The organism is Microbacterium sp. CGR1 (assembly GCF_051062835.1).
Taxonomy (GTDB): domain Bacteria; phylum Actinomycetota; class Actinomycetes; order Actinomycetales; family Microbacteriaceae; genus Microbacterium.
In genome coordinates this window covers 1737743-1762025 of record NZ_JAOTPG010000001.1, presented here as the reverse complement: position 1 = coordinate 1762025, position 24283 = coordinate 1737743, and the positions used below count along the sequence as shown (strand labels likewise).

The 24283-nt window shown below is 69.8% G+C and carries 23 protein-coding genes; 9 read left to right on the top strand and 14 right to left on the bottom strand.

Translation table 11 applies throughout. The features are described from left to right. Positions 1 to 147: 147 nt before the first annotated feature. Together OD997_RS08775 and OD997_RS08770 are read left to right on the top strand one after the other, a co-directional pair. Positions 148 to 498 carry an ATP-dependent DNA ligase gene (locus tag OD997_RS08775; protein WP_434331231.1) on the top strand — a complete coding sequence of 117 codons (351 nt, stop codon included), beginning with the start codon at positions 148 to 150 and terminating at the stop codon, positions 496 to 498. 49 nt (positions 499 to 547) lie between these two features. Then, on the top strand, positions 548 to 1501 hold the full coding sequence (locus tag OD997_RS08770; protein WP_434331230.1) for an EamA family transporter: 954 nt from the start codon (positions 548 to 550) through the stop codon (positions 1499 to 1501). Between the two features lie 13 nt (positions 1502 to 1514). On the opposite strand, the gene OD997_RS08765 is transcribed toward OD997_RS08770, so the two are convergent. Together OD997_RS08765 and OD997_RS08760 are read right to left on the bottom strand one after the other, a co-directional pair. Next, on the bottom strand, positions 1515 to 2276 hold the full coding sequence (locus OD997_RS08765; RefSeq protein ID WP_434331229.1) for a YidC/Oxa1 family membrane protein insertase: 762 nt from the start codon (positions 2274 to 2276) through the stop codon (positions 1515 to 1517). A gap of 62 nt (positions 2277 to 2338) precedes the next feature. After that, on the bottom strand, positions 2339 to 2611 hold the full coding sequence (locus OD997_RS08760; RefSeq protein ID WP_434331228.1) for a DUF6412 domain-containing protein: 273 nt from the start codon (positions 2609 to 2611) through the stop codon (positions 2339 to 2341). A gap of 97 nt (positions 2612 to 2708) precedes the next feature. On the opposite strand from OD997_RS08760, the gene OD997_RS08755 reads away from it, so the two are divergent. Continuing rightward, positions 2709 to 3821, top strand: a complete 1113-nt coding sequence (locus OD997_RS08755) for an NAD(P)H-dependent flavin oxidoreductase (RefSeq protein WP_434331227.1) — start codon at positions 2709 to 2711, stop codon at positions 3819 to 3821. Between the two features lie 31 nt (positions 3822 to 3852). Here the strand turns inward: OD997_RS08755 and purU are convergent, their stop codons facing one another. After that, positions 3853 to 4704, bottom strand: a complete 852-nt coding sequence (purU, locus tag OD997_RS08750) for a formyltetrahydrofolate deformylase (protein ID WP_434331226.1) — start codon at positions 4702 to 4704, stop codon at positions 3853 to 3855. Between the two features lie 85 nt (positions 4705 to 4789). Here purU and OD997_RS08745 point away from each other — a divergent pair, with 85 nt between their 5' ends. Together OD997_RS08745 and OD997_RS08740 are read left to right on the top strand one after the other, a co-directional pair. Further along, positions 4790 to 6004 carry a cation:proton antiporter gene (locus tag OD997_RS08745; protein WP_434331225.1) on the top strand — a complete coding sequence of 405 codons (1215 nt, stop codon included), beginning with the start codon at positions 4790 to 4792 and terminating at the stop codon, positions 6002 to 6004. Beyond that, a complete protein-coding gene (locus OD997_RS08740) occupies positions 6001 to 6459 on the top strand; it encodes a glutaminase (protein ID WP_434331224.1) in 459 nt (152 codons plus the stop codon). The genes OD997_RS08745 and OD997_RS08740 overlap by 4 nt, the downstream gene beginning before the upstream one ends. A 40-nt stretch (positions 6460 to 6499) precedes the next feature. Here OD997_RS08740 and OD997_RS08735 read toward each other — a convergent pair whose 3' ends face one another. The 6 genes from OD997_RS08735 to OD997_RS08710 form a co-directional block, all read right to left on the bottom strand. Beyond that, the gene (locus OD997_RS08735) at positions 6500 to 7222 is read right to left on the bottom strand and encodes a glutamine amidotransferase-related protein (protein WP_434331223.1); all 723 of its coding nucleotides are present in this window, start codon (positions 7220 to 7222) and stop codon (positions 6500 to 6502) included. Between the two features lie 98 nt (positions 7223 to 7320). Then, the gene (locus OD997_RS08730; RefSeq protein ID WP_434331222.1) at positions 7321 to 8010 is read right to left on the bottom strand and encodes a LysR substrate-binding domain-containing protein; all 690 of its coding nucleotides are present in this window, start codon (positions 8008 to 8010) and stop codon (positions 7321 to 7323) included. Positions 8011 to 8142: 132 nt separating this feature from the next. Further along, complete coding sequence (locus OD997_RS08725; protein WP_434331221.1) at positions 8143 to 8550, bottom strand: DapH/DapD/GlmU-related protein; 408 nt, start codon at positions 8548 to 8550, stop codon at positions 8143 to 8145. 104 nt (positions 8551 to 8654) lie between these two features. Next, positions 8655 to 9428, bottom strand: coding sequence for a DNA-formamidopyrimidine glycosylase family protein (locus OD997_RS08720; RefSeq protein WP_434331220.1), 774 nt, complete (start codon positions 9426 to 9428; stop codon positions 8655 to 8657). Continuing rightward, positions 9428 to 10252 (bottom strand): EI24 domain-containing protein, encoded by an 825-nt coding sequence (locus OD997_RS08715; protein WP_434331219.1) that lies wholly within the window; start codon positions 10250 to 10252, stop codon positions 9428 to 9430. The genes OD997_RS08720 and OD997_RS08715 overlap by 1 nt, the downstream gene beginning before the upstream one ends. 34 nt (positions 10253 to 10286) lie before the next feature. Next, positions 10287 to 14909: an ATP-dependent helicase gene (locus tag OD997_RS08710; RefSeq protein ID WP_434331218.1), complete on the bottom strand. Its 4623-nt coding sequence runs from the start codon at positions 14907 to 14909 to the stop codon at positions 10287 to 10289. Positions 14910 to 14978: 69 nt separating this feature from the next. Here OD997_RS08710 and OD997_RS08705 point away from each other — a divergent pair, with 69 nt between their 5' ends. Further along, positions 14979 to 15389 (top strand): DUF6157 family protein, encoded by a 411-nt coding sequence (locus tag OD997_RS08705; protein ID WP_434331217.1) that lies wholly within the window; start codon positions 14979 to 14981, stop codon positions 15387 to 15389. Between the two features lie 2 nt (positions 15390 to 15391). Here the strand turns inward: OD997_RS08705 and OD997_RS08700 are convergent, their stop codons facing one another. Together OD997_RS08700 and OD997_RS08695 are read right to left on the bottom strand one after the other, a co-directional pair. Further along, entirely contained in the window at positions 15392 to 17005 is a 1614-nt protein-coding gene (locus OD997_RS08700; protein ID WP_434331216.1) for an ABC-F family ATP-binding cassette domain-containing protein, read from the bottom strand. A gap of 266 nt (positions 17006 to 17271) precedes the next feature. Next, positions 17272 to 17937 carry an alpha/beta hydrolase gene (locus tag OD997_RS08695; protein WP_434332359.1) on the bottom strand — a complete coding sequence of 222 codons (666 nt, stop codon included), beginning with the start codon at positions 17935 to 17937 and terminating at the stop codon, positions 17272 to 17274. A gap of 106 nt (positions 17938 to 18043) precedes the next feature. On the opposite strand from OD997_RS08695, the gene OD997_RS08690 reads away from it, so the two are divergent. Then, entirely contained in the window at positions 18044 to 18646 is a 603-nt protein-coding gene (locus tag OD997_RS08690) for a DUF4916 domain-containing protein (protein ID WP_056312995.1), read from the top strand. 89 nt (positions 18647 to 18735) lie between these two features. Here OD997_RS08690 and OD997_RS08685 read toward each other — a convergent pair whose 3' ends face one another. Beyond that, complete coding sequence (locus OD997_RS08685) at positions 18736 to 19803, bottom strand: threonine aldolase family protein (RefSeq protein WP_434331215.1); 1068 nt, start codon at positions 19801 to 19803, stop codon at positions 18736 to 18738. A gap of 89 nt (positions 19804 to 19892) precedes the next feature. Here OD997_RS08685 and OD997_RS08680 point away from each other — a divergent pair, with 89 nt between their 5' ends. Further along, positions 19893 to 21383 carry an MFS transporter gene (locus OD997_RS08680; protein WP_434331214.1) on the top strand — a complete coding sequence of 497 codons (1491 nt, stop codon included), beginning with the start codon at positions 19893 to 19895 and terminating at the stop codon, positions 21381 to 21383. Positions 21384 to 21462: 79 nt separating this feature from the next. Here the strand turns inward: OD997_RS08680 and OD997_RS08675 are convergent, their stop codons facing one another. Both OD997_RS08675 and OD997_RS08670 read right to left on the bottom strand, forming a co-directional pair. Then, on the bottom strand, positions 21463 to 22104 hold the full coding sequence (locus OD997_RS08675; RefSeq protein ID WP_434331213.1) for an SDR family NAD(P)-dependent oxidoreductase: 642 nt from the start codon (positions 22102 to 22104) through the stop codon (positions 21463 to 21465). A 111-nt stretch (positions 22105 to 22215) separates the two neighbouring features. Then, the gene (locus OD997_RS08670) at positions 22216 to 23655 is read right to left on the bottom strand and encodes a DUF6421 family protein (RefSeq protein WP_434331212.1); all 1440 of its coding nucleotides are present in this window, start codon (positions 23653 to 23655) and stop codon (positions 22216 to 22218) included. A gap of 72 nt (positions 23656 to 23727) precedes the next feature. Between OD997_RS08670 and OD997_RS08665 the strand changes: the two genes are divergently transcribed. Beyond that, positions 23728 to 24198 carry an Lrp/AsnC family transcriptional regulator gene (locus tag OD997_RS08665; protein ID WP_434331211.1) on the top strand — a complete coding sequence of 157 codons (471 nt, stop codon included), beginning with the start codon at positions 23728 to 23730 and terminating at the stop codon, positions 24196 to 24198. The last annotated feature ends 85 nt before the right edge of the window (positions 24199 to 24283 follow it).

Below are 24283 nucleotides of genomic sequence, written 5' to 3'. Positions count from 1 at the left end.
GGCGGAGGGGGTTGACTTCGGGGCTCCGCGCCCGCAAGCTCACCCACGGACGAGCATGATCTCGATGCGGACGTCCGGTGGGGATCGTGTCATTCCTTGTGCTTATGATCGATGCGATGCACCTGGAACATGGGAGGAGAGGGCTGCATGGGCAAGTTCATCTACGAGGGCAGCGTGAAGACCGAGATCGAGGATCGCGCGCTCACTCACCTGCAGCTCGTCATCACGGCGAAGCTCCGCAGAGCCGAGCCGTTCCCTTTCAGCTGGCGTGAGGACTCCAGCGTCGGCGGAGGCCGCACCACCGTGTGGGTGCAGCCGGGCAGCTCGCTCGTCTTCAAGTACTTCGGCAGCCGGCAGCCGTCCGTCAACAGGGCGTGGATCGAGGCTCTGGCGTTCACCGCCAACGCACCCAGCGGTCTGTACCTCGTGCCCGAGCCGCAGGACGCGCCGGGGTCCGCCCAGGCCGCCGACGAGGTTCCCGCCGCTCCGCCCGTCTGAGCAGCCTGTCCGTCTTCGCGTGCACCTGACCGGCCCGTAGGCTGAGTGGGTGCAGCAGTCCGCGTCGTCCCGCCCTCTCGTGGGCGTCGCTCTCGTCGTCTGCTCCTGCCTCTCGCTGCCGTTCGGCGCCGCCGTCGCAGCCCAGCTCTTCCCGGTGCTCGGCCCGTGGGGCGTGACGTCGCTGCGCGTCGCGATCGCCGCGCTGCTGCTGGTCGTCATCGTGCGGCCCCGTCCCATCCGCTGGAATCGGTCGCAGTGGCTCGCCGCCGTGTTCTTCGGGCTGTCGCTGGCGGGCATGAACGGATTCTTCTACGCCGCGATCGACCGCATCCCGCTCGGCCCCGCCGTCGCGATCGAGTTCCTGGGCCCGCTCGTGCTCGCCGCGGTGCTCACCCGGCGTCTCGCGGATGCCGCCTGGGTCGGCGTCGCTCTGCTCGGCATGGTGCTGCTGGGCGTCGACGGTCTGATCGGCTCGGAGCCGCTGGACCCGCTCGGTCTCGTGTTCATCCTGATCGCGGCTGGGTTCTGGGCCATGTACATCCGCATGAGCGCGCGCGTGGGCGCGATCATCCCCGGCAGCAGCGGCCTCGCGGTGGGGCTCGTCGTGGCCGCCGTGCTGCTGATCCCGGTCGGCGTTCCCGCGGCCGTCACCGTCGCCGGCGACATGCAGCTGCTGCTGCTCGCCGCGGTCACCGCCGTGCTGTCATCGGTCATCCCGTACAGCTTCGAGCTCGCAGCGCTCCGCCGTCTGCCGCAGCGCGTGTTCGGCGTGCTGCTGAGCCTCGAGCCGGCGTTCGCGACTCTCGCCGGCTGGCTGATCCTCGGGCAGAGCGCGACCCCGCTGCGGATGCTCGCAATCGCCCTCGTGGTCGCGGCGAGTGTCGGCACCACGCTCGGCGTGCGACGACAGCGACGCCGGGCGGAGGCCGAGTCCGACCGCGACGGAACGGATCCCGACGACGAGACCGGGCCTTTCACCGCGCCGATCCCGCTGCCGGAGTGACCACGGTCGCCCGTCAGGCGGCGACCGCCGTGGGCACCGGCAGAGGGTAGCGGCGGCGCAGCAGCGCGCGCTGCACCAGGGTCCACACGACCGTGACCGTGAGGTACAGCGCCGCAGCGAGCGGCACGAACACCGCGAACACCGCGGTCAGGTAGTGCAGTGCGCTCGTGACGCGCAGCATGGTCGGCGAGTTCAGGGGAGAGTCGCCCTCGACCGGTGCCGGTGTGAAGACGCGACGCGTGATGTCGGCGACGACGAGCATGATGACGATCAGCACGCCGAACACCAGCAGTGTCGACGGCGACGCAGTGCCGCCGAAGACGGAGGAGACGAGGCTCGTGCCCAGTGGAGCGCCGAAGAGGTCATGCGTCAACAGGTCATTGGGGTGCCCGGCGATCTCTGGCCGGATGAAGAGCGTGTACAGCAGGCCCACGACCGGTGCCTGCGCGAGCACCGGCAGCATGCCGGCGAACGGCGAGGTGTTCTCGGAGCGGTAGAGCTCGAGCGTCTCCTTCTGCAGACGCTCGGGGTTCTTCTTGTGGCGTCGCTGCAGCTCGCGCAACCGCGGAGCGAGTCGCGCTCTCGTCTGCTCGGCCTTGGCCTGCGAGAAGCCGACGGGTATCAGCAGGGCGCGCACCAGGAGGGTGACGAGCACCACGGCGAGGGCGGCGGCGGATGCACCCGCGAGGGGTTCGAGAAGGGAGGCGAGCCCTGCGAGAGCGCCGTAGGCGGCATCGAGGAGGGCGGTCAGGGGAGGGAAGGCGAAGATGTCCATGGTTGTCCGTTCGTGTGTCGGGAAGGGTCGGCGAAAGCCGCGCAGTCCCGTACGAGGACGGACTACGCGGGAACGGCGACTCCCGGCGCACGAGGGCGCGGGTGACCGGCGGCATCAGGATCGCTCTGGGCGAGCAGCGTCGAGACGTCGATCGCCCGCAGCGGATGCGGAGCAGTGCTCGGCGCGAGCGGTGCGACGCTGAGCGCGACGACGATGGTGAGCGTCGTCAGGGCGATCAACGCGATCGCGAGACCGAGTGCCGCGGCATCCGGCACCGTGACGATCCCGAGCGCGGACGCCACGAAGGCGAGCATCTGCCCGAACCATTCGCTCATGCGCGCCTCCTCACAGCGAGCGTAACACCGGGATCTGGGAGCAGGATCGACCGCTCGTGCCTGCCCTCGAGCATCCAGGCGGCGATAGCCTCGAGGCATGACTGACCTGCGTGAGCTGCTCGGTATCGAGCATCCGATCTTCCTCGGTCCGTTCGGCGGATCGTCCTCGGTCGCCCTGACCGCGGCGGTCAGCGAGTCCGGAGGACTCGGCGGGTACGGGCTCTACGGCTACGACGGCGACCGCATCCGCTCGACAGTGACCGCTCTGCGCGAGGCGACGTCGCATCCGTTCGCCGTCAACATCTGGCTGCCCACCGGCGACGAGGTCGCACCCAACCCGCAGCACACCGTGTTCGCCCAGGCTCTCGAGCCGTTCTACGAGGCCGTGGGAGTCGAGGTCCCGAGTAGTCGGCCGGAGCGCTACCTGCCCCCTCTCGACGAGCAGCTCGACGCCATCTGGGAGTCCGCGCCGCCCGTGCTCAGCACAGTGTTCGGCGTGCCCTCGGTCGAGCTCGTCGACGAGGCGCATCGCCGCGGCATCCGGATCGTGGGCGCTGCCACGACCGTCGCCGAGGCCGCAGCGCTCGCCGAGGTCGGGGTCGACGCCGTCGTCGCGACCGGGCTGGAGGCGGGAGGGCATCGGGTCTCGTTCCTGCGACCGCCCGAGGAGTCGCTCGTCGGCACGTTCGCGCTCATTCCCCAGGTCGTCGACGCCGTCGACGTGCCGGTGATCGCCGCCGGCGGGATCGCCGACCGGCGCGGTGTCGCCGCGGCGTTCGCGCTCGGCGCCTCGGGCGTGCAGGTGGGCACCGCGTTCCTGGCGACGGCGGAGTCCGCCGTGAACGAGGTGCACCGAGCGGCCATCCGATCCACCGCCGCCGACGGCACGGTGCTCACTCGCGCGATGAGTGGCCGCTTGGCGCGTGGTGCCCGTAACAGGGTCGTGCGCGCTATCGAGGCCGGCGGCATGATCGCCCCGTTCCCGATGCAGAACTGGCTCACCGGGCAGTTCCGCACGGCGGCCGGTCAGCAGAACCTCGGTGAGCTGCAGTCGCTGTGGATGGGCCAGGGCGCACCGCTCGCGGACTATCCCACCGCGGCGGACGCCTTCGCGGAGATGCTCGCCGGGGTGCCGAGCCGGCCCCGGGTCATCGCGTCCGAGGATCTCGATGCCCGGATCACAGGGAACCGCCGACAAGCCTGGGAGTGATTCTCCGACTCCGAGTCGCGGGAGTCCCGGTTCAGAGGATGACGGTGGAGCGCCCGTGCACGATCACGCGGTCCTCGGCGTGCCACTGCACGGCGCGCGCGAGCACCAGGCGCTCGACGTCGGCGCCGCGGCTCTGCAGGTCGGCGGCCGACTCGGAGTGAGTGACGCGGGTGACGTCCTGCTCGATGATCGGCCCTTCGTCGAGGTCGGCCGTCGCGTAGTGCGCGGTCGCCCCGATCAGCTTCACACCGCGGTCCTTCGCGCGGGCGTAGGGGTTCGCGCCGATGAAGGCGGGCAGGAACGAGTGATGGATGTTGATGACCGGAGCGCCGAGGCCCTCGATGAAGCCGTCGGTGAGGATCTGCATGTAGCGCGCGAGCACCACGAGGTCGACGTTGCCGCGCAGCAGGTCGAGCTGACGCTGCTCCATCGCCTCCTTGTCGCCCGAGGGGATGTGCACGAACGGCACGCCGAACGAGCGCACCGACTCGGCGAGGTCGGGGTGGTTGGAGACGACCATCGTGATGTCGATATCGAGCTGGCCGCGCTGCGTGCGCCACAGGAGCTCCATCAGGCAGTGGTCGTACTTCGACACGAAGATCGCGACGCGCTTGCGCCGAGCGGTGTCGTGCAGCGACCACTCCATGCCGAAGCGTTCTCCGACCTTCGAGAGGTCGTCCTCGAGAGCGATGCGGGAGGCCGACAGACCCGGGAGGTGGATGACGGTGCGCTGGAAGAACCGACCACCCTCGGAGTCGGTCGAGTGCTGATCGAGCGAGATGATGTTCGCGCCGTGCGCTGCGAGCACGCCGGCGACGGCGGCGACGATGCCGGGCTGGTCGTCGCAGGCGATGAGCAGGCGGGCGGTGTCGGGCTGAGACATGGGGGCTCCTCGGGGGTGTGCATCGATTCTGCCGTGGATGAGACCACCGGGCGAATCGCGGGCGCGCTCTCGCTACTCTGAGACTGTGAACGCGGGCGATCTCGGACTGGTGCTGATCCCGCTGCTCGCCGTGGCAGCGCCGTTGCTCGCGCGCGGCATTCGTCCCGTCATCCGCGTGCCGATCATCGTCTTCGAGCTCATCCTCGGGATCCTGGTGGGCCCGGCCGTGCTCGGCTGGGTCGAGCCGACGGGCATCCTCGAGAAGCTCAGCGACTTCGGTCTGGCGCTGCTGTTCTTCGTCGCGGGGTCGGAGATCGACTTCCGGGCGGTGGCAGGCAGGCCTCTGGCGCGCGCGTCGATCGGCTGGATCATCAGCGTGGCGCTCGGCCTCGGAATCGGATTCGCGCTCGTGCCCGGCGAGGGGATGGTCGTGATCGCGATCGCCCTCAGCTCCACCGCGCTCGGCACCCTGATGCCGATCCTGCGCGACGCGAAGGAGACCGACACCCCGTTCGGCCGCGCGGTCACGGTGATCGGTGCGACGGGTGAGTTCCTGCCGCTGATCGCGATCTCGCTCTTCCTCAGCACCCGCAGCACCCCTCTCGCCACGGCGGTGCTGCTCGCCTTCGTGGTGCTGGCCGGCCTCGCGGTGTTCATGGCGCACCGGGTGTCGCACGGTCGTCTGCACGCGTTCGTCCGTGCGACGTTGCACACCTCCGACCAGTTCGGCGTGCGGTTCGTCCTGCTGCTGGTCGCCGCTCTCGTGGGTCTCAGCGTCATGCTCGATCTCGACATGCTTCTCGGTGCCTTCGTCGCCGGTGCCATCTGGCGGATCATCATGGCCCGCGCACCGAAGAAGGATGCCGAGGCGATGGAGACCAAGATCGAGGCGATCGCCTTCGGATTCCTGGTGCCGATCTTCTTCCTCTACACCGGGGTGAACTTCGACCTCCAGGCGCTCATGACCTCGTCGTCGGCGACGCTGATGCTCCCTCTCTTCCTCGCAGCGCTGCTCGTGCTCCGTGGATCGACCGCGCAGCTCTCCGCGCCGAGCGGAGCGACCGGGAAGGACCGCACCGCACTCGGACTGCTGGCGGCCACCGGCCTTCCGATCATCGTCGCGGTGACCGCGATCGGCGTGGACCACGACATGATCGACACCGGCACCGCGGCCGCTCTCGTCGGGGCGGGGATGCTGTCGGTGCTCCTGTTCCCGCTGATCGGCATGCTGATCCGCGGCGACGCGGCTGTGCTCGTGGCACCGAAGCTGGTCCGAGAGACACCCCAGGGGGAATTGTGACGACGGCATCCGCACTGCTCACGCAGGCAGTGACCGACCTGGCAGGACTTCCGAAGGAAGGACTCGGCGAGGAGCGGGACTCGCGGTGGCGCGGTCAGCGGATCGTCCGCGTCGGCGAGGCCTGGCACCTCGGTGTGCTGCTGCTCACCGAGACCCACGCGCTCGCGACGGCCGAGGTGCTGCGTGCCGCCGACCCCGGTCGGCGCGGGTACACGGCGGAGTCCGCACGCGAGCGCGCCGCGCGGCGGGCGCTCGCGCTGCGCGGAGGCTTCGGCGAGGGCGAGGTCGCGCACATCGGGTGGTCGGTGATCGATGTGGATGCCGTCGATGCGGGCGGCGAGTCCGGGCCCCTGAAGCTGATCGAGGGCGTGCCGTCGGTGCACTGGAGCACCGCAGGCGGATGGATGCCGTTGGAGGCGTACCTGCGCGAGCGGGTGGAGCTGCTGCGCGGCTAGGCCGTGCCCAGGTCGTGGGGGCGCCGTGGCTGGGCCGTGTCTAGGACGCGGCGAAGGTCTGCGCGAACCGGCGCAGGAGCGCTGCTCCCTCGGTGACGGATGCCGAGAGCACTTGCCCCTGCACGAGGTCGAACTCGTCGGGGTCGAAGTATCCGGTGGTGCGGTAGAAGGTCATGCGGTCGGCGAAGTCGCGCGGCGTGGGCTCGGGGTGGAACTGCGCCGTGTAGAGGTGCGTTCCCACGCGGTACGCCTGCACCGGGCAGGTGTCGTTCGTGGCGAGAAGGACAGCGCCCTCGGGCACGGCGGCAGCGCTCTCCTTGTGTGCCGTGAAGACGGTGAGTGCGGGGGCGCTCGGGCCGAACACCGGATCGGCAGCGCCCGCGGCGGTCGTCGAGATCACGGTGGCGCTCGCGGACTCGGGGGTCTCTGAGGTGACCTCGCCGCCGAGCATCCGCGTCACGACGCCGATGCTGAAGCAGGTGAAGAAGGCGGCGATCTCGCCCGCGATCGATCGTCGGGCGATCTGCTCGAGGTCGGCCTCGACCCGGAGCTGTACCGCGGACTTGTGCTCGTCGCTCACGTTGAAGGGCGAGCCGCCGACGACGACGCCGTCGTAGCGCGCGAGCCGGGCGAGGTCGAGGCGTTCGGTGAGCAGATCGAGGCGGTCGACGACGTCGACGCCGAGCGCCCGTCGGAACGAGGCGTGCTCGGCATCCGCCGCCCCGAGCTCGGGGCGCACACAGACGTAGAGAAGCGAGACCACCACGAGAGTCTAACGAGGACGCGGAGGGGTCGATGCCGCCGGCGTCACGGTGCGGTCACGGACTCGTGCCAGTGCTGTGCCGGGCCGGGCCGGTGCCGTCACCGTGACGAGTTCGTGGTGCGCCCGCGGACGATCCCGACGAAGGTCTCGACGTCGGGGGTCGTGTGCTCGCGACGCCACGCGAGCGCGACGGTCGACACCGGTCCGTCGACGAGCGGGCGTTGACCCACATCCTTGCGATGATGCAGCCGGGCAAGCGACATCGGGACGATCACAATGCCCGTGCCGGCGGCCGCGGTCACGATGGCGTCAGCCACCGGAAGCGGCGCGAAGCGTGGTGCGATGGCTCCGGGGATGTCGAGAGGACCGAGCGGATCGTCGGTGGGGGTCATCACGATCTCGCCGGCGAGATCGGCGATGGTCAGCTCGTCGGCGGCGAGCAGGTGCGACTCGATGGACGCCACGACGACCGGCACCTCGTCGTACAGCGTGATCAGGTGCAGCGAGTCGTCATCGAGAGGCAGCCGCACGATCGCGGCGTCGAGATCGCGAATGGCCTCGGACTGGGCCGCGACCTCGATCGGCACGAGCTCGAGGGGCACGTGCGGCATCCGTCGCTTCCACGCGTCGATCCACTTGCCCGGGGTCGCCCCCGGGACGACGCCGAGGCGGAAGGTGCGAGGCTCCTCTGGCGCGGCCTCAGGGGCGTCGAAGACCACCTTGGCGGTCTTCTTCGGCGGCTTGGGAGGCGGGAACCGCTGCGCCGGTGCTGCTCTGTTGCGGCGCATGGGCGAACCCTTGCCGGCGCGTCCAGCCGGTCGTCGTCCCTGAGTCGCCATGTTCACCAGGGTACCCGCCGGATGCGGCGCGCCAGATGTCGGCGTCACGGTGGGCATGGGCTGTCGGCGACGCCGGTGAGGTCAGGCTGCGAGCCAGAGCCCCTTCGGGTTGGTGGCGACGGTCAGGCCGGCCGCCACCGTCTCGTCGTCGCCGATGCGCGCGCCGCGGACGATGCGTGCTCCGGCTCCGACCTCGGTGCGGACGCCGATGTGCGCGCCGTCACCGACGGCGGCACCCTGCCCGATGTGTGCGTGCGCGTCGACGTGCGCACCCTCGCCGATCACGGCATCCGGTTCGATCCACGCGCCGCGGGCGATGGTCGCCCCTGCGCCGATGCGCGCGCCGGGTTCGATGTACGCGCCCGCCTCGATGTGCGCCTTCGGATGGACCTTCGCGCCATGCGCGACGAGACCGCGGCCGTTCGCGTGCTTGCGGTACCGCAGCGTCGCGCCCTGGTCGTTCTCGATGTCGACGTAGTTCTTGCCCACGATTCCTCCCCGTGTTCCGGAGTTCTCCGGATATATCAATAACCACAGGGGCGCCGGATTCATTCCCGAGCATGGATGCGGGTCTTCCCGAGCCTGGATGCGGGTCAGCGCTGGCAGACGGGGCACCAGAATGTGATGCGTTCACGAGTCGGATCCGCGCCCTGCTCGCCGCGGCGGATGAGGGTTCCGCACCGCCTGCAGGGGCGCCCGGCGCGGCCGTACACCCACGTCCCCTGGCCGGGGCGGTCGACCCCTGTGAAGGTGCGGTGCCGGCGGTCCCGATTGGTGCGGATCGTGCGCACGCCGAGATCGAGGAGGGCCGCGACATCGACTTCAGTGGCGGGCGACGTCGGCAGGATTCCGCGGAGGAACAGCAGCTCCGCCGCGTATTCGTTGCCGAAGCCGGCGACGTTCCGCTGATCGAGCAGGGCGACGTGGATGCTGCGCTGGTCTCCGCTCAGTCGTCGCGCTGCTTCGGCGGCATCCCAGTCCGGACCGAGCGGGTCGGGACCCAGATATCCGACGAGCTCGTCTTCGTCGCGGGTCGGCACGACCTCGATCTCGGCGAGGTCGATGCCCACGGCCTCGCGCTCGGCTGTTCCGACGATCGCCCGGACCTTGAACGCCGGGTGCCGCCACTTCTCGCCTGTGCGGTAAACGAGCCACGCGCCGTCCATGCGCAGATGGGAATGCAGGGTGCTGTCGCCGATGCGCAGCAGCAGGTGCTTGCCCCGCGCGATCGACGAGAGGATCGGCTGGCCGGTGAGATCGAGAGTCGCGAAGCGGGGAACGCGCAGGTCGAAGCGGGTGACCTCGCCGCCGACCAGGGCCTCGTCGAGACGTCTGGCCGCGCGGAAGACGGTGTCGCCCTCGGGCATCAGATGGGTCCTGGTCCGGGAGGCGGGGGGAGCGGCGCGGGGCTCGAGCCTGGCGCAGGGGGTGGGGGAGTCGCGTGCCCGACCGCCTGCAGGGGCGTGCGCTGCAGCATGGTGCGGGCGAGGGTCGTCGCTCCGGCCACGGCGGCCGGCATGACCGCCACCGCGCCGCCGGGGATCAGGAAGCACAGTTGCGTCGCGACCCCGAAACCGAGCACCCGCGCCCTGCTTCCGCGGAACAGCGCCGCGCGGTCGGCGGGGGTGAGGTCGCGCGCGTCGAAGGCTCGGCTCGTGAGCTCGCGTGCCAGCATCCGCCCGGAGAGCACGACGCCCGTCACCGCCGCGAGGAACCCGCCGACGAGCGGGACGAGCCCCAGGAGCAGCACGAAGAGCGCGATCAGGATGCCGAGGACCACCAGCCGCAGGCCTTCGCCCACCGCCATCCAGAAGCCGCCGCCGTCCGTGGCGGGGGCGTCGCCGAGATCCGTCTCGACGGCTCGCCAGATGCGCTGATAGAACGGGTCGCCGATCGCCAGGGCGAGAGCGCTGAACACGGCGCTCGTGAGCGCGAGCGCCGCGACGAAGACGACGATGCCGACGGCAGTCCGGAGTGCGGAGCGCCAGGCGGGGATCCATCCGTCGGCGAACGGTGTCAGCGCATCGGCGATCGTGGGCAGTGAGAATGCGAGAGGCACGAGCGCCGTGAGCAGCAGGGCGCCGGCGATGACGCCGGGCACGAGGCCGAGCGCCATGAGCCCAGGACGGCGTCGCCAGGTGCCGAAGCCGCGCAGAAGCGTGCGGATGCCGTCGAAGAACTCCCGGATCATGCGTCCAGCCTAGAAGCAGCGATCTCGGGCACCGTCAGATCACCTTCCGAAGCGTGTAGCCGCGCGGTGTCGCGACGAACCCGGCCTCCTGCAGCGCCAGCGCGAGATCGGTGCCGTAGACGCCTTCGCCGTCGACCTTCTCGACCGTGAGGGTGTCGAGGCGTCGTGCGCGGGCGGTCGTGGCCAGGTCCGTCGCCGCGGCGCGAAGCACCTCGGTGTCGTCGGTGAAGCACAGCACCGTGCGTCCGCCGCGTTCGAGATAGAGCACCAGCGACCCGTCGACGAGCACGACCAGGCCGCCGGCCTTTCGCCCTGGGCGATGCGACACATCGTCGCGCTTGGGCCATCCGAGCGCTGCGCCGTAGGGATTGGCGGGATCGGTCGCGGCGAGCGTGACGGCCTTGCGGGGCGGCGGGTCGGCGAGGCCGGCGAAGGTGCGAAGACGGTCGACGGTGGCGGATGCGGCGAACTGCGCCGCCCCGAGTCGTTCGATCACATAGCCGCGGCGGCAGTGCCCTGCCTCTTCGAAACCGGCGAGCACCCGGTAGGTCTGGGCGAAGCCGCCGGGCACGCCCTCGGCCTGCACGGCGCCGCGAGTGACGACGCCGTAGCGGTCGAGGAGCAGACCTGCGGTGACGGTGGCTCGACGCGCGGCATCCGTCTCGACGGAGGGGAGCAGCGACCATCGTCCGCCGATGGAAGTCGGACGCGGTGCGGTGCGGGCGAGCGACATGCCCCGGTAGGCACGCGTGCGCGGCGCCCGCCGCGTGACCCGGTGCGCCTGCGATCCTCCCGCGAGCAGCGAGCGGATCGGGGCGAACGTGTCGTTCGTCACTCGTCCTGCCCAGGTGAGCGCCCACAGCGCTTCGAGGACGGACTGCTCGTTCTCGGCAGCGACCATGTCTTTGAGCTGTGCCGCGAAGTAGGCGCCACCCGCCTCGAGCGCTGCGAGCACGCGCGCCTCGAGAGAGTCTGCGGCGAGCTCGTCGTCGGGCTCGGGCAGGGTGAAGGGCGCAAGGTCCGCGGGGTGCAGCGACACCCAGCCGTCACGGCCCGGCAGCGTGCCGTGGCCTGACCAGATGACCTCGCCCGCCGCGGTCAGTTCATCAAGCAGTGCGGGGGAGTAGTCGCGCACGCGTGACGGCAGGACCAGGGACTCCCAAGCGCTGGCGGGGATCGGGACGCCGGCGAACTGCTCGATCACGGTGAGCACGCCGTCGAGCCCTTCCAAGGGGCGCCCCAGGTGCTGCCAGTCGGGGAGGAAGCGCGCGTACGCTTCCGGCGAGACGGGCTCGACGCTGCCCCGGATCGCGGCGAGCGACCGCATCCGCAGACGGCGCAGCACTTCGGTGTCGCACCACTCGGTCTCATTGCCTGAGCCCGACGCCTCGGGGAGGAAGTAGCCGCTGGTGAGGCGCCCCGAGTGCTCGAGCCGCTGCAGGGTGTGACGGGCGACGGCGGCGCCGAGGCCGAAGCGCGCGGCGACGGCATCCGTCGTGAACGGGCCGTGCGTGCGGGCGTAGCGCGCGATGAGGTCGCCGAGCGGGTCGGCGAGGGGTTCGAGGAATGCGACCGGGATGCCGGTGGGAAGCGCCGCACCGAGCGCATCGCGCAGACGGCCGGCGTCTTCGATCGCGGCGACCCTGGTGGTGCCGGCGACCGTGACCGGGATCGCGCGTCGTGCCGCGATCAGCGCGTCGAGGTGGTCGGCGCCTGAACCGGTCTCGGGGTCGAGCCGCGCGTCGATCTCGGCCGCGTCCATCGGGCCGAGCATCCGCAGCAGATCGGCGACGCCCTCGAGACCGCGTGCGCGCCGCTCGGGGTCGAGGCGCTGGGCCTCGCGTTCGAACTGGGCGATGACGTCGGGGTCGAGGAGCTCGCGCAGCTCGACCGTGCCGAGCAGTTCGCCGAGAAGCGCAGGGTCGACCGACAGTGCGGCCGCACGGCGCTCGGCGAGCGGCGAATCGCCCTCGTACATGAACGCGCCCACGTAGCCGAACAGCAGGTCGCGGGCGAAGGGGGACGGCTGCGACGGCTGGGTCTCGATGAGCCGGATGCGGCGGTCGGCGATGGACACCGCGAGCTTGCGGAGCGACGGGAGGTCGTAGACGTCCTGCAGCACCTCTCGGAGCGTCTCGAGGATCACCGGGAAGGTCGGATGCCGGCGGGCGACCTCGAGCAGCTGCGCCGACCGTTGGCGCTGCTGCCAGAGCGGCGTGCGGCGGTTGGGGTTCGTGCGCGGCATCAGTAGCGCACGGGCGGCGCACTCGCGGAATCGGGAGGCGAACAGCGCGGATCCGCCGACCTCCTGCGTGACGAGCTGTTCGAGCTCGTCGGGGTCGAACACGAACAGCTCGGCACCGGGCGGCTCGGCCTCGGCATCCGGGATGCGCACGATGATGCCGTCGTCGCTCGCCACCGCCGAACCCTCGACTCCGAGGCGTTCGCGGATGCGCGCGTTGATCGCCAGAGCCCACGGCGCGTGCACCTTCATGCCGTATGGGGAATGCAGGATGACCCGCCAGTCGCCGACCTCGTCGTGGCCGCGCTCGACCGTGAGAGTGCGGTCGGTCGGCAGCGTGCCTGTCGCCTCGCGCTGCTCGGTGAGGTGCGCCATGAGGTTCATCCGCGCCTGCTCGTCGAGACCTGCCTCGATCAGTCGCTGTGCGGCCTTCTCGGGCGTCGCAGCCGAGACCTCGCGCGAGAACCTGCCGAGCGCCTCACCCAGCTCGAACGGGCGGCCGATGCCGTCGCCGTGCCAGAACGGCACCTTGCCCGGTTGCCCGTACGCGGGGATGACGTTGACCCTGTCGTGCGTGATCTCGGCGATGCGCCAGCTCGTCGTCCCCAGGGTGAACACGTCGCCGACCCGCGATTCGTAGACCATCTCCTCGTCGAGCTCGCCGACACGCGCACCGGTCGACTCGCCGGCCACGAACACCCCGAACAGGCCGCGATCGGGGATGGTGCCACCGCTCGTGACGGCGATGCGCTGTGCGCCTGGTCGCCCGGTGAGGGTGCCGGCATCTCTGTCCCAGACGAGACGCGGGCGCAGCTCGGCGAATTCGTCGGAGGGGAAGCGCCCCGCGAGCAGGTCGAGAGTCGCTTCGTACGCCGACCGGGGGAGGGACTGGAAGGGTGCGGAACGCCGCACGGTCTCGAACCACTCCTCGACGCCGATCTCGCCGAGGGCGCTGGCCGCGACGGTCTGCTGGGCGAGGATGTCGAGCGGATTGCGAGGCACCTGGATCGCCTCGATCTTGCCCGCCAGCATCCGCTCGGTGACGATCGCGGTGTGCAGCACGTCGCCGCGGTGCTTCGGGAAGAGCGCCGCACGGCTGATCTCGCCGACCTGGTGGCCCGCTCGTCCGACGCGCTGCAGTCCGGACGCCGCAGACGGCGGGGCCTCGACCTGGATCACCAGATCGACCGCACCCATGTCGATGCCGAGCTCGAGACTGCTCGTCGCGACGACGCATCGCAGCACGCCGGATTTGAGTTCCTCTTCGACCTGAGCGCGCTGCTCCTTCGACACCGAGCCGTGGTGGGCCTTGGCGAGAACGGGGTCGGCTCCGGCGGTGGCGCCGGCCTGGGCCATCATGGCAGCCGGCACCGATGCCTCGGGCAAAGCGACGCCGATGCGCTCGGAGTAGATCTCGTTCAATCGTCCGGTGAGACGCTCGGCGAGGCGGCGCGAGTTCGAGAACACGATGGTCGACTTGTTCTGCAGGATGCGATCGACGATCGCCTCTTCCACATGCGGCCACACGGAGCCGGTGACCTCGGTGTACTCGGCGTCGGCGGAATCACCGGCATCCTTCGGCGCGCCGGGAGGCGGCGGCGGGTTCGTCATGTCGTCCATCGGGACCACGACGCCGAGCTCGAAGGTCTTCGATGCTGGCGGGGCGACGATCTCGACAGGGGCCGCACCGCCGAGGAATCGCGCGACCTCGTCGATCGGGCGCACCGTCGCCGACAGGCCGATGCGCTGTGCGGCGGCTTCGTGGCCATGAATGCGGCGCAGTGCGTCGAGTCGTTCGAGGCTCACCGCGAGGTGGGCCCCTCGTTTGGTCGCGGCGACCGCGTGCACCTCGTCGATGATGACCGTGTGCACGTCGCGCAGCGTCTCGCCCGCGCGGCTCGTGAGCATCAGGTAGAGCGACTCAGGGGTCGTGATGAGGATGTCGGGAGGGTCGGCCACGAGCTTGCGGCGATCACTCGAGGTCGTGTCGCCGGAGCGCACGCCGACCGTCACCGCAGGAGCCTCGACGCCGAGCCGCCGCGCGGACTGCCCGATGCCGATGAGGGGCGATCGCAGGTTGCGCTCGACATCGACTCCGAGGGCCTTCAGCGGAGAGATGTAGAGGATGCGGGTGCGGGAGCCGTCCTTCTCCCGGTCGGTCTTCCGTTCCTTCTTCCCTGCGGGCTCTTTCTTCCCTGCGCGTTCGATGCTCGCCGTGCGCTCGCGGAACACGCTGTCGATCGCCCAGAGGAATGCGGAGAGGGTCTTGCCGGAGCCGGTGGGAGCGACGACGAGTGCGTGCTTGCCCGCCGAGATCGCGTTCCAGGCACCTGCCTGGGCTGGCGTGGGTGCGGGAAACGCACCCCGGAACCAGTCTTGCGTGGCAGGGGTGAAGCGTTCGAGCACGTCGCTCATCCCTCCATCATCACCCGAGCCACCGACATCGGCGTCGCCATTGTCGGAGGGCGAGTGCATGCTGTAGGCATGGCAGCGCACACCACCAACTACGTGAGCACCTTCATCGAGGTCGCAGAGGACTGCCCCGTCGATCACGCCGAAGAGCCGCCGACGGGCGAGAAGCCGACGATCGCGGCCCTCCACTATCGATTGATCGCCGAGCAGCCGTATGCGCACACCTCCGACGACGTGATCTTCACGACCCACGCGCTGCGCAACGGACTCGATCCCGATGACGCGGCGGCCCGAGAGACGTTCTTCTCGAAGGGTCAGCCGTGCCTGCGCTCGTCACCGCTCGGCAAGCGCTACGGCTGGGGCATCGCCCACGACGGCGAGGGGCGGGTCGCACTCGTGCCTCGCGACTCCGAGGACTACGCGCTCCTCGCCGCCGACCCCGCGACCGCCCACACTCGGGCGATGCGGAGCCGGCGGGCCTGACGTCAGATCGCGGCGAGCGAGCCGTCCGGCTGGATCTCGAGAGTGAGATCGAGGCCGAGCCTCGCGAGGAACGCATCGTCGTGACTCACCACGAGCACCGCCCCGCGGTACGCGCGCAGCGCCTCGACGAGCTGGTCGACCGTGTCGATGTCGAGGTTGTTCGTCGGCTCGTCCAGCACCACGAGGTGTGGCGCCGGGTCGGAGAGCAGCAGCGTCGCGAGCGCCACGCGGAACCGCTCGCCGCCTGACAGTGCTGCGACCGCCCGCTCGGCGGTGGCTCCTCGGATGAGGAACCTCGCGAGTCGGTTGCGCAGCTCCTTCTCGGGCACCTGCGGGGCGGCATCCGCGATGTTCTCGAACACCGAACGGTGCTCATCGAGCCCGTCGACGCGCTGCGGCAGGTAGCCGACGCGGTCGGTGAGAGCCGTCGCCGTCAGAGCCTGTGCGGAGTCGCGACCTCCGCCGGCGGCATCCGCCACCAGCCGTTCGAGCACCGTCGTCTTGCCTGCGCCGTTGCGCCCGATCAGCGCGACGCGATCGGGGCCCTGGATGATCCACGACCGCTCGCCGTCGCCGAGCGTCGCGATGCGGCGACTGCGCGACACCTGCGGATCGGGCAGCTCGATCTTCATCGATGCGTCGGAGCGCAGGCGCCGTCCGGCCTCGTCGAGGGCCGTGCGGGCGGCATCCTCCTTCGCGCCGACCTCTGTGCGGAGCTTTCCCGCCGACACCTCGGCCGCCATCTTGCGGCCGTGGGCGATGATCTTCGGCACACGCTTCTCGATTTCGGCCTTCTTCGCCGTGCGGGCGCGGTGCGCGAGCTTCACCTCCGCCTCGATGCGCTGACGCTTCTCCTTGCGGAACTCCTGCTTCGCGGTGACTTCGGCCTGCCTCGCCGCCTCCTGCTCGGAGTCCAACCAGGCGCGCCATTCGGAGTACGGCCCGCCGAACACGCTCAGCGTCTGGGCGTAGAGCTCGGCGGTGTCGTCCATGAGCTCGAGCAGCGACAGATCGTGGCTGACCACGATGAGCGTGCCCTTCCACGACCTCACCATCGTCGCCAGCTTCGCGCGGGCGTCGCGGTCGAGGTTGTTGGTCGGCTCGTCGAGCAGGGTGATCGGCGCGCGCCGCAGGCGGATGCCGGCGATCGCCACGAGCACCGCCTCGCCGCCGGACAGCTCACCGATCCGGCGATCGAGGAACTCCGGGGCGAGGCCCGCGTCGGCCAGCGACATCTCGGCCCGCGCCTCGATGTCCCAGTCGTCGCCGACCGCGTCGAAGTGCGCCTGGTCGACATCGCCGGCGCCGATCGCCCTGACGGCGTCCAGCGGCACGGCGACTCCGAGGAGGTCGGCGACCCGGCGATCGACGTCGAGTGTGAGCGGTTGCGGCAGATACGCGACATCGCCGGTCGCCGTGAGGAACCCCGAGGTCGGGGTCAGCTCGCCCGCCATCAGCCGCAGCAGCGTGGACTTGCCTGCGCCGTTGCGGCCGACGAGTCCGGTGCGTCCGGTGCCGAACGATCCGGACACCGCGTCGAGTGCTGTCGTGCCGTCGGGCCAGGTGAACGTGAGACGGTCGAGAGTGACCGAGGAATGAAGAGTGGGGACTGACATGGTGTCTCCTGTCGAGTGCGAGGGTGCACTGACACCGGTCACCGATGGCCCCGCCTGAGCGGGACGCGCAGTCGAAGAGACAGCGGTGATGGTCTGCCGTGGAGTCGGCGATCGTCGGGTCAGCGCGCGGAAGGATGAGCGCGGAGGCGACGGATCAGATCAAAGGACTTCCAGACACGGCGGACAGGACTCCACGACGATACCCGGGCGTGTCGGAGCTTCGCAACCCCGGGCGTGTCGCGGCATGATCGGCTCTTCGCGTCGGCTCAGTTCTTCGCGCTGCGGCTCAGCCACTTCGTGAGGAATGCGTGCACATCGCCGAGCTCGTCTTCCGAGATGCTGTGCGTGAGTCCGGTGTAGACGCGCCCCGACAGCTCGGAGTGCGTGGGCAGCCACTGTGCGGTGTGCACGACGCGCGCTTCCGGGATGACCTGGTCGTTCGTGCCCCGGCCCCAGAACACATGAGGCTTCCGCTCCGTCAGCGCCTCGTCGTTCGGCAGCTCTCCCGAGGCGACGTATCCGCTGAGCGCCACGACGGTGTCGACCGTCTCGGGCGCGAGGCGCATGGCCTGGAGAGCGACGGCCGCACCCTGCGAGAAGCCGAGGAGCGCCACAGCCGGGGTGTCGGCTGCGGCCTCGTCGAGCCAGCGCAGGAACGCCTCGGCGGCGGCGGTGACCGAAGCGGAACTGCGTCCCTCGAGTCCCTCGATCGCGTACCAGGAGCGTCCAGGCATCGGCCACGGGGGAGTGAGGGGTGCGGCGACGGATGCCACGGCGACGCCGTCCGGCAGATAAGGCGTCAACCCGAAGAGGTCGTGCTCGTCGGCGCCGTAGCCGTGCAGCAGCACCAGCAGCGGCATCCCCGCGCGATCCGCAGTGGACCAGCGCGTGAGAGCGCCGTCGATCGTCAGTTCTTCGCTCACCTGCACCATCCTGCCAGCGGGGGCGGACACCCGTGCAGCGGGCCGGACGAATCGTATGCCGGTGAGGGATGTCAAGTCAGTGTCGGGTCGAAGGTGCGGCTGGTAGAAAGGACACATGGCCGTCCGCACACCTGATCCCGACCCCGAGCCCGACGACGGGATCGAGGGCTTCGGCGCCGCTCAGCCCCCTGCCCGAGACACGAACCCGGGCTGGCTGAGCGAGTTCGAGCTCGAAGAGGCACGTCGTCACCTGCCGATGCTCTACGTCGAGGCGATCCCGGTGCGCACTGACGGATCGGGGCAGGTGACCGAGATCGGCATCCTGCTGCGTTCCACGCCGATGGGCGAGATGACGCGCACCATCGTGTCTGGGCGCGTGCGCTTCGGCGAGACGATCCGCGATGCGCTGTTCCGTCACGTCGAGAACGACCTGGGGCCCATGGCGTTCCCGCTGCTTCCGCCGCAGCCGCTGCCGTTCACGGTCGCCGAGTACTTCCCGATCCCCGGCGTCAGCGCCTACCACGACGACCGTCAGCACGCCGTCTCGCTCGCCTTCGTGGTGCCGGTGACCGGCACGTGCGAGCCGCGTCAGGACGCGCTCGAGGTCACCTGGTTCTCGGCGGAGGCCGCAGGGTCCGACGCGGTGGCCGCTGAGATGGAGGGCGGTCGGGGCACGCTCATCCGTCTGGCACTCGCGAACCTCGGGCTGCTCCGCTAGCGGCGCAGCCACCTCATACGAGAGAGACCCACCGTCACGACTTCTGACGGTGGGTCTCTTCGTGTGTCGCGGGCGCCGCGACCGGATTCTCAGCGCGAGGTGAGTCGGGCGAGCTCGGCGACGAACTCGTCGACGTCGGACTGCTCGGTGTCGAAGCCGCACATCCAGCGGACTTCGTTGCGCGCGGCATCCCAGTCGTAGAAGCGGAACGACTCCCGCAGCTGGTCGGCGACGCCCGCGGGCAGCTGGGCGAAGACGCCGTTCGCCTGCGTCGGCTGCGTGAACGAGACGCCGTTGATCGCGCCGTCGGCGATGCCGGTCTCGATGGTGCCGCGCAGACGCTGGGCCATCGCATTCGCGTGGCGGGCGTTGCGCAGCCACAGGTCGCCCTCGAGCAGTGCGATCAGCTGTGCCGACACGAAGCGCATCTTCGACGACAGCTGCATGTTGAACTTGCGCGAGTACTGCAGGCCGTTCGACGCCTCGGGGTTCAGCACCACGATGGCCTCGCCGAGCATGGCGCCGTTCTTGGTGCCGCCGAAGCTGAGCACGTCGACGCCGGCGTCGCGGGTGAAGGAGCGCAGCGGCACGTCGAGGGCAGCGGCGGCGTTCGAGATGCGCGCGCCGTCGAGGTGCAGGGTCATTCCGCGCTCGTGCGCGTGGTCGGCCAGCGCGCGGATCTCATCGACCGAGTACAGGGTGCCGAGCTCGGTCGACTGCGTGATCGAGACCACGAGGGGCTGCGCGCGATGCTCGTCGCCCCAGCCCCAGGCCTCGCGATCGACGAGCTCGGGGGTGAGCTTGCCGTCATCGGTGGGGACGGAGAGGATCTTGAAGCCGCCGATCTTCTCGGGCGCTCCGCCCTCGTCGACGTTGATGTGCGCGGAGGATGCCGCGACCACCGCGCCCCATCGGGGGAGCATCGACTGCAGGCCGGTGACGTTCGCACCGGTGCCGTTGAACACCGGGAAGGCCTGGACGCCCTCGCCGAAGTGCGCGCGGAAGACCTCCTGCAGGCGCTCGGTGTAGGCATCCTCGCCGTACGCGACCTGATGGCCGCCGTTCGCCGCCGCGATGGCCGCGAGGACCTCGGGGTGGACGCCGGAATAGTTGTCGCTGGCGAAGCCGCGGACCGCGGGGTCATGCTGAATAGTCACCGGACAAGCCTATTGCCGGATGCCGTCCGCAGACGCCGCGCTGCGGAACCTCTCTACCGAATGTCCGAGGCCCCGCCTACCCTCTAATCATGGAGCGCACCGCAGCGAAGACCGCCTTCGCGAACGTCCTCGTCAACACGCTCATCGCGAACGTGACGACGAGCTTCCTGTGGTTCGCCCTCACGTTCTGGGTGTACATCGAGACGCAGTCGGTGCTCGCGACCGGTGTCATCGGCGGCGCATACATGCTGTTCATCGCCTTCTTCGCGATGATCTTCGGCACGATCGTCGACCGCAACCGCAAGCACACGGTGATGCTGCTCTCGAGCGTCATCTCGGCCGTCGCCTTCCTCGTCGCCGGAGTGCTCTACGTCTGGCAGCCCGAGGCGGCGCTGCTCGACCTCGGCGGGCCGTGGTTCTGGGTGTTCTCGGCCGTCATCCTGTTCGGCGGCGTCATCGAGCAGCTGCGCAACATCGCGCTCTCGACCACCGTCACGCTCCTCGTGCCCGAAGACCGCCGTGCCAACGCCAACGGCCTCGTCGGCACCGTGCAGGGCCTCGCGTTCCTCGTGACGAGCGTGTTCTCCGGCCTGTCGATCGGGTTCCTCGGCATGGGGTGGACGCTCGCGATCGCCATCGGCGCCATGGTGCTCACGTTCGTGCACCTGCTCTTCATCCGCATCCCCGAGGGCGCCCCGAAGCCCGACCCCGACGCCACGAGCGCGCTCGACTTCCGCGGCAGCGTGAAGGCAATCCGTCTCGCACCGGGGCTCTTCGCGCTCATCATCTTCTCGACCTTCAACAACCTCATCGGCGGCGTCTACATGGCGCTGATGGATCCGTACGGCCTCACCCTGTTCGATGCCCAGATGTGGGGCTTTGCGCTCGCGTTCGCCTCGACGGGCTTCCTGATCGGCGGCGGCCTGGTGGCGAAGTTCGGTCTCGGCGCCAAACCCATGCGCACGCTGCTGCTCGTCGTGATCGCGATGGGGCTGCTCGGGTCGGTGTTCATGCTGCGCGAGTGGTGGCCGCTGTACGTGATCGGCATGTGGATCTACATGGCGCTCGTGCCCCCTGTCGAGGCGGCCGAGCAGACGATCATCCAGAAGGTCGTCCGCTACGACCGGCAGGGCCGGGTGTTCGGAGTGGCCGCCGCGATGGAGGCCGCGGCCGCACCGATCACGGCGTTCCTGGTCGCGCCGATCGCCGAGTTCCTGATCATCCCGTACATGAGGACCGACGCCGGCCAGCGGCAGTGGGGGTGGCTGCTCGGCGAGGGTGAGGCCAGGGGCATCGCCCTGATCTGCCTGTTCGCCGGCATCATCATGGTGATCGCGGGAACACTGGCGTTCTTCACCAAGTCCTACCGCAAGCTCACGCAGCTCTACGCGAATGCGCCGGAGCAGGATCCGAACGGTGAGGATGCAGGCGAGACGGATCCCACGGATCCGGACGAGGATGCGGAGGCAAGCGCCGACTCGGACTCCGATGCCGATGCGCATGACGACGACGGGCGGCTCGTGGAGTCGCCGCCGCCACTGCGCGGTCTGCCACCCGAGATCCCGGAGGCGCGACGCTGACCGAGCGTTGACGCTGACCGAGCGTTGACGCTGACCGGGCGCTGACGGCGTCCGGTGCTGTCGGTCGTGCCCGAGGGGTTCAGTCGAGCGTGATGATCTGGTCGTTGAGGCCGGCGGCATCGTCGTCCCACAGTGCCAGGACCCGCGGCACGAGGGAGGCCGGATCGAGAGCCTTCGCACGGAAGACGACGGATGCCGCGCGCAGCGGCTCCCCGGCGTCCCGTGCGGCCTTCGCGAAGCCCTGCGCGACTGCGCGGGTCCACGCCTCGCTCGCCGCCTTCACCGCCGCATAGTTCGCGCCACCCGCGAGAGGGCGATCGACCGCGGTCGAAGACACGATCGCGAAGCGACCGGCATCCGAGGCTCGCAGCGCGCTGTCGAACGCCCGGCTGGTCGCCCTGACCGCCTCGAGGGCGGGAAGGAGGGCGGCGAAGTCGGCATCGGTCTGCCCGGCGAGCCCTCCGCCGCCGCGCCATCCGCCGACCAGGGGAATCACGGCGTCGACGGCGCCCAGCCGCGCGGCCAGATCCGTCATCGACTCGAGGGAGGTAGCATCCGCCCCTTCGACCTCGGCGCCGATCGCTCGCAGCGGTTCGAGCCGTTCGGCGGTGCGGCCGGTCGCCACCACCCGAGCACCCGCCTCGAGGAGGGCGCGTGCGAGGGCGAAGCCGGAGTCGCTGGTGGCTCCGGCGAGGACGATCGTGCGATCCGTGACGGTCATGTGCTCAACTCTCGTGAAGAAACAGTTCTGCGGCCACCCCGGGCAGGAATGGCCGCAGACGCTGCGTCCGGTCGCACCACACGACCGAACCCCAGAAATGCGCGATTCGAGTCAGTCGTCGGTGCCTCGGATGCCGACGGTCGACTCGATGACCGTCTTCATCTTCTTGTCGAGGGTCTCGAAGAACATCGACAGCGGGAACTCGTCGTCCATCACCGCATCCGTGTACCCCTTCGGCGCGCCGGCGAGGATCTCGTCGGGCAGGCCGCGGGCCCACTGCGATGCCGGGTGCGGCGTGAGCGTTCCGCGCACGAGCTCGTACGCGGCGAGCCAGTGAGCGACCTTGGGGCGGTCGATCGAGTGCCAGTACAGGTCGTCGATCGCATCGCCCAGAGCCACGACGGCATCCGGCACGTTGTCCCAGTCGAATGCGAGAGCGGTGTCTGTCCAGTGCAGCACTCCACGCTGGTGCAGCCAGGCGAACAGCAGCTGTCCGCCGACGGCGTCGTAGTTGCGCGTGCGGGTGCCGGTGATCGAGAAACGGAAGATCCGGTCGAAGATCACCGCGTACTGCACGAGGTGCGCATAGTCGTGCATCTCCTGCTCGGTCTCGGTGAGCTCCTCACCCGCGGCGATACGGGCGGCGAGGGTGCGCTCGATGTTCACCGACTCGCGGAACGCCGTCATGTCGCAGCGCATCTCCTCGAGCGAGTAGAGGAAGAACGGCATCCGCTGCTTGATCATGAACGGGTCGAACGGCAGGTCGCCGCGCATGTGGGTGCGGTCGTGGATGATGTCCCACATCACGAAGGTCTTCTCGGTCACCTGCTGGTCGTCGAGCATCGCGGCAACGCGCTCCGGCAGATCGAGGTTGGTGATCGCGGCGGCGGCACGGGTGACCCGCCGGTACCGGGCGGCCTCGCGGTCCTGGAAGATCGCGCCCCACGTGAACGACGGGATCTCGCGCATCGCGACGGTCTCGGGGAACAGCACGGCCGAGTTCGTGTCGTAACCGGGCGTGAAGTCGACCAGGCGCAGCGAGACGAACAGCTTGTTGCCGTAGTCGCCGGCCTCGAGAGCGGCGATGAACTCGGGCCAGATCGTCTCGACGATGAGCGCCTCGACGAGACGGTCGCTCGAACCGTTCTGCGTGTACATCGGGAAGACGACCAGGTGTCGGATGCCGTCGACACGGTGCTGCTGCGGCTGGAAGGCCATGAGCGAATCGAGGAAGTCCGGCACGCCGAAGCCTTCTGCGACCCAGCGGTCGAAGTCGACCACGGAGGCGGCGAGGTACTCGGCGTCGTGCGGGAAGGCGGGGGCGAGAGCGCGGATGCCGGAGGTGATCGCGGCGACGAGCTCGCGGGCGGCGGCGTGGTGCGCGGCATCCGGGATGGAGCCGTCCTTGATCTGCATCTCGCGGATCGCGACGGCGGCGTCCTTGAGCTGCGCCCAGGCCGTGCTCTGCTCGGCGATCGATGCGTCCTCGACGACCTCGGGTTCGCCGACGATGGCCTGAACAGCGGTGCTGTGGGCGGAAATGATGGACATCGGGACCTCCGATCGGAGAGTTTGGCGGAAAGATTCCGGCATATACGGAATCCTGACGATAATCTTACATCCATGGATGATTCTGTCGACCGCGCGATCCTGGCCGCGATCTCTCGAGACGGGCGGGCGACGCTGTCCCAGTTGTCGGATGCCGTGGGCCTCTCGGTGTCGGCCGTGCAGTCGCGACTGCGTCGCCTCGAGACCCGCGGAGTCATCACCGGATACCGGGCGATCCTCGATCCTGAACTCGTCGGCACGCCGCTCTCGGCGTTCATCGAGATCACCCCTCTCGACCCGGCCCAGCCCGACAACGCCCCCGAGCTTCTCGAGCACCTCGACGCGATCGAGGCGTGCCACTCGATCGCCGGCGACGCGAGCTACATGCTGTTCGTGCGGGTCGCCTCCCCCCGCGCACTCGAGGAGCTCGTCCGCGACATCCGACTGGCCGCGAACGTGAGCACCCGCACGACTGTCGTGCTGCAGACCTACTACGAGCACCGGCCGATCATCGCCGTCGCACCGGAGTCATCGGTCGAGGCCTGATCGCACTCTGGAAGAACGGCGTCGCTCGGGTCATACTGTGACAGATCTCTCGTCGCAGAGGATTCCACCGCCAGCGCCGACTCCC

What these genes read in the sequence shown, in the direction of transcription:
- OD997_RS08680 (WP_434331214.1), top strand. Translation starts at nt 19,893, where the DNA reads ATGGAGCGCACCGCAGCGAAGACCGCCTTCGCGAACGTCCTCGTCAAC.
- OD997_RS08760 (WP_434331228.1), bottom strand. Translation starts at nt 2,611, where the DNA reads ATGAGCGAATGGTTCGGGCAGATGCTCGCCTTCGTGGCGTCCGCGCTC.
- OD997_RS08775 (WP_434331231.1), top strand. Translation starts at nt 148, where the DNA reads ATGGGCAAGTTCATCTACGAGGGCAGCGTGAAGACCGAGATCGAGGAT.
- OD997_RS08675 (WP_434331213.1), bottom strand. Translation starts at nt 22,104, where the DNA reads ATGACCGTCACGGATCGCACGATCGTCCTCGCCGGAGCCACCAGCGAC.
- OD997_RS08755 (WP_434331227.1), top strand. Translation starts at nt 2,709, where the DNA reads ATGACTGACCTGCGTGAGCTGCTCGGTATCGAGCATCCGATCTTCCTC.
- OD997_RS08695 (WP_434332359.1), bottom strand. Translation starts at nt 17,937, where the DNA reads ATGGTGCAGGTGAGCGAAGAACTGACGATCGACGGCGCTCTCACGCGC.
- OD997_RS08700 (WP_434331216.1), bottom strand. Translation starts at nt 17,005, where the DNA reads ATGTCAGTCCCCACTCTTCATTCCTCGGTCACTCTCGACCGTCTCACG.
- purU (WP_434331226.1), bottom strand. Translation starts at nt 4,704, where the DNA reads ATGTCTCAGCCCGACACCGCCCGCCTGCTCATCGCCTGCGACGACCAG.
- OD997_RS08715 (WP_434331219.1), bottom strand. Translation starts at nt 10,252, where the DNA reads ATGATCCGGGAGTTCTTCGACGGCATCCGCACGCTTCTGCGCGGCTTC.
- OD997_RS08730 (WP_434331222.1), bottom strand. Translation starts at nt 8,010, where the DNA reads ATGCGCCGCAACAGAGCAGCACCGGCGCAGCGGTTCCCGCCTCCCAAG.
- OD997_RS08710 (WP_434331218.1), bottom strand. Translation starts at nt 14,909, where the DNA reads ATGAGCGACGTGCTCGAACGCTTCACCCCTGCCACGCAAGACTGGTTC.
- OD997_RS08720 (WP_434331220.1), bottom strand. Translation starts at nt 9,428, where the DNA reads ATGCCCGAGGGCGACACCGTCTTCCGCGCGGCCAGACGTCTCGACGAG.
- OD997_RS08670 (WP_434331212.1), bottom strand. Translation starts at nt 23,655, where the DNA reads ATGTCCATCATTTCCGCCCACAGCACCGCTGTTCAGGCCATCGTCGGC.
- OD997_RS08705 (WP_434331217.1), top strand. Translation starts at nt 14,979, where the DNA reads ATGGCAGCGCACACCACCAACTACGTGAGCACCTTCATCGAGGTCGCA.
- OD997_RS08665 (WP_434331211.1), top strand. Translation starts at nt 23,728, where the DNA reads ATGGATGATTCTGTCGACCGCGCGATCCTGGCCGCGATCTCTCGAGAC.
- OD997_RS08690 (WP_056312995.1), top strand. Translation starts at nt 18,044, where the DNA reads ATGGCCGTCCGCACACCTGATCCCGACCCCGAGCCCGACGACGGGATC.
- OD997_RS08765 (WP_434331229.1), bottom strand. Translation starts at nt 2,276, where the DNA reads ATGGACATCTTCGCCTTCCCTCCCCTGACCGCCCTCCTCGATGCCGCC.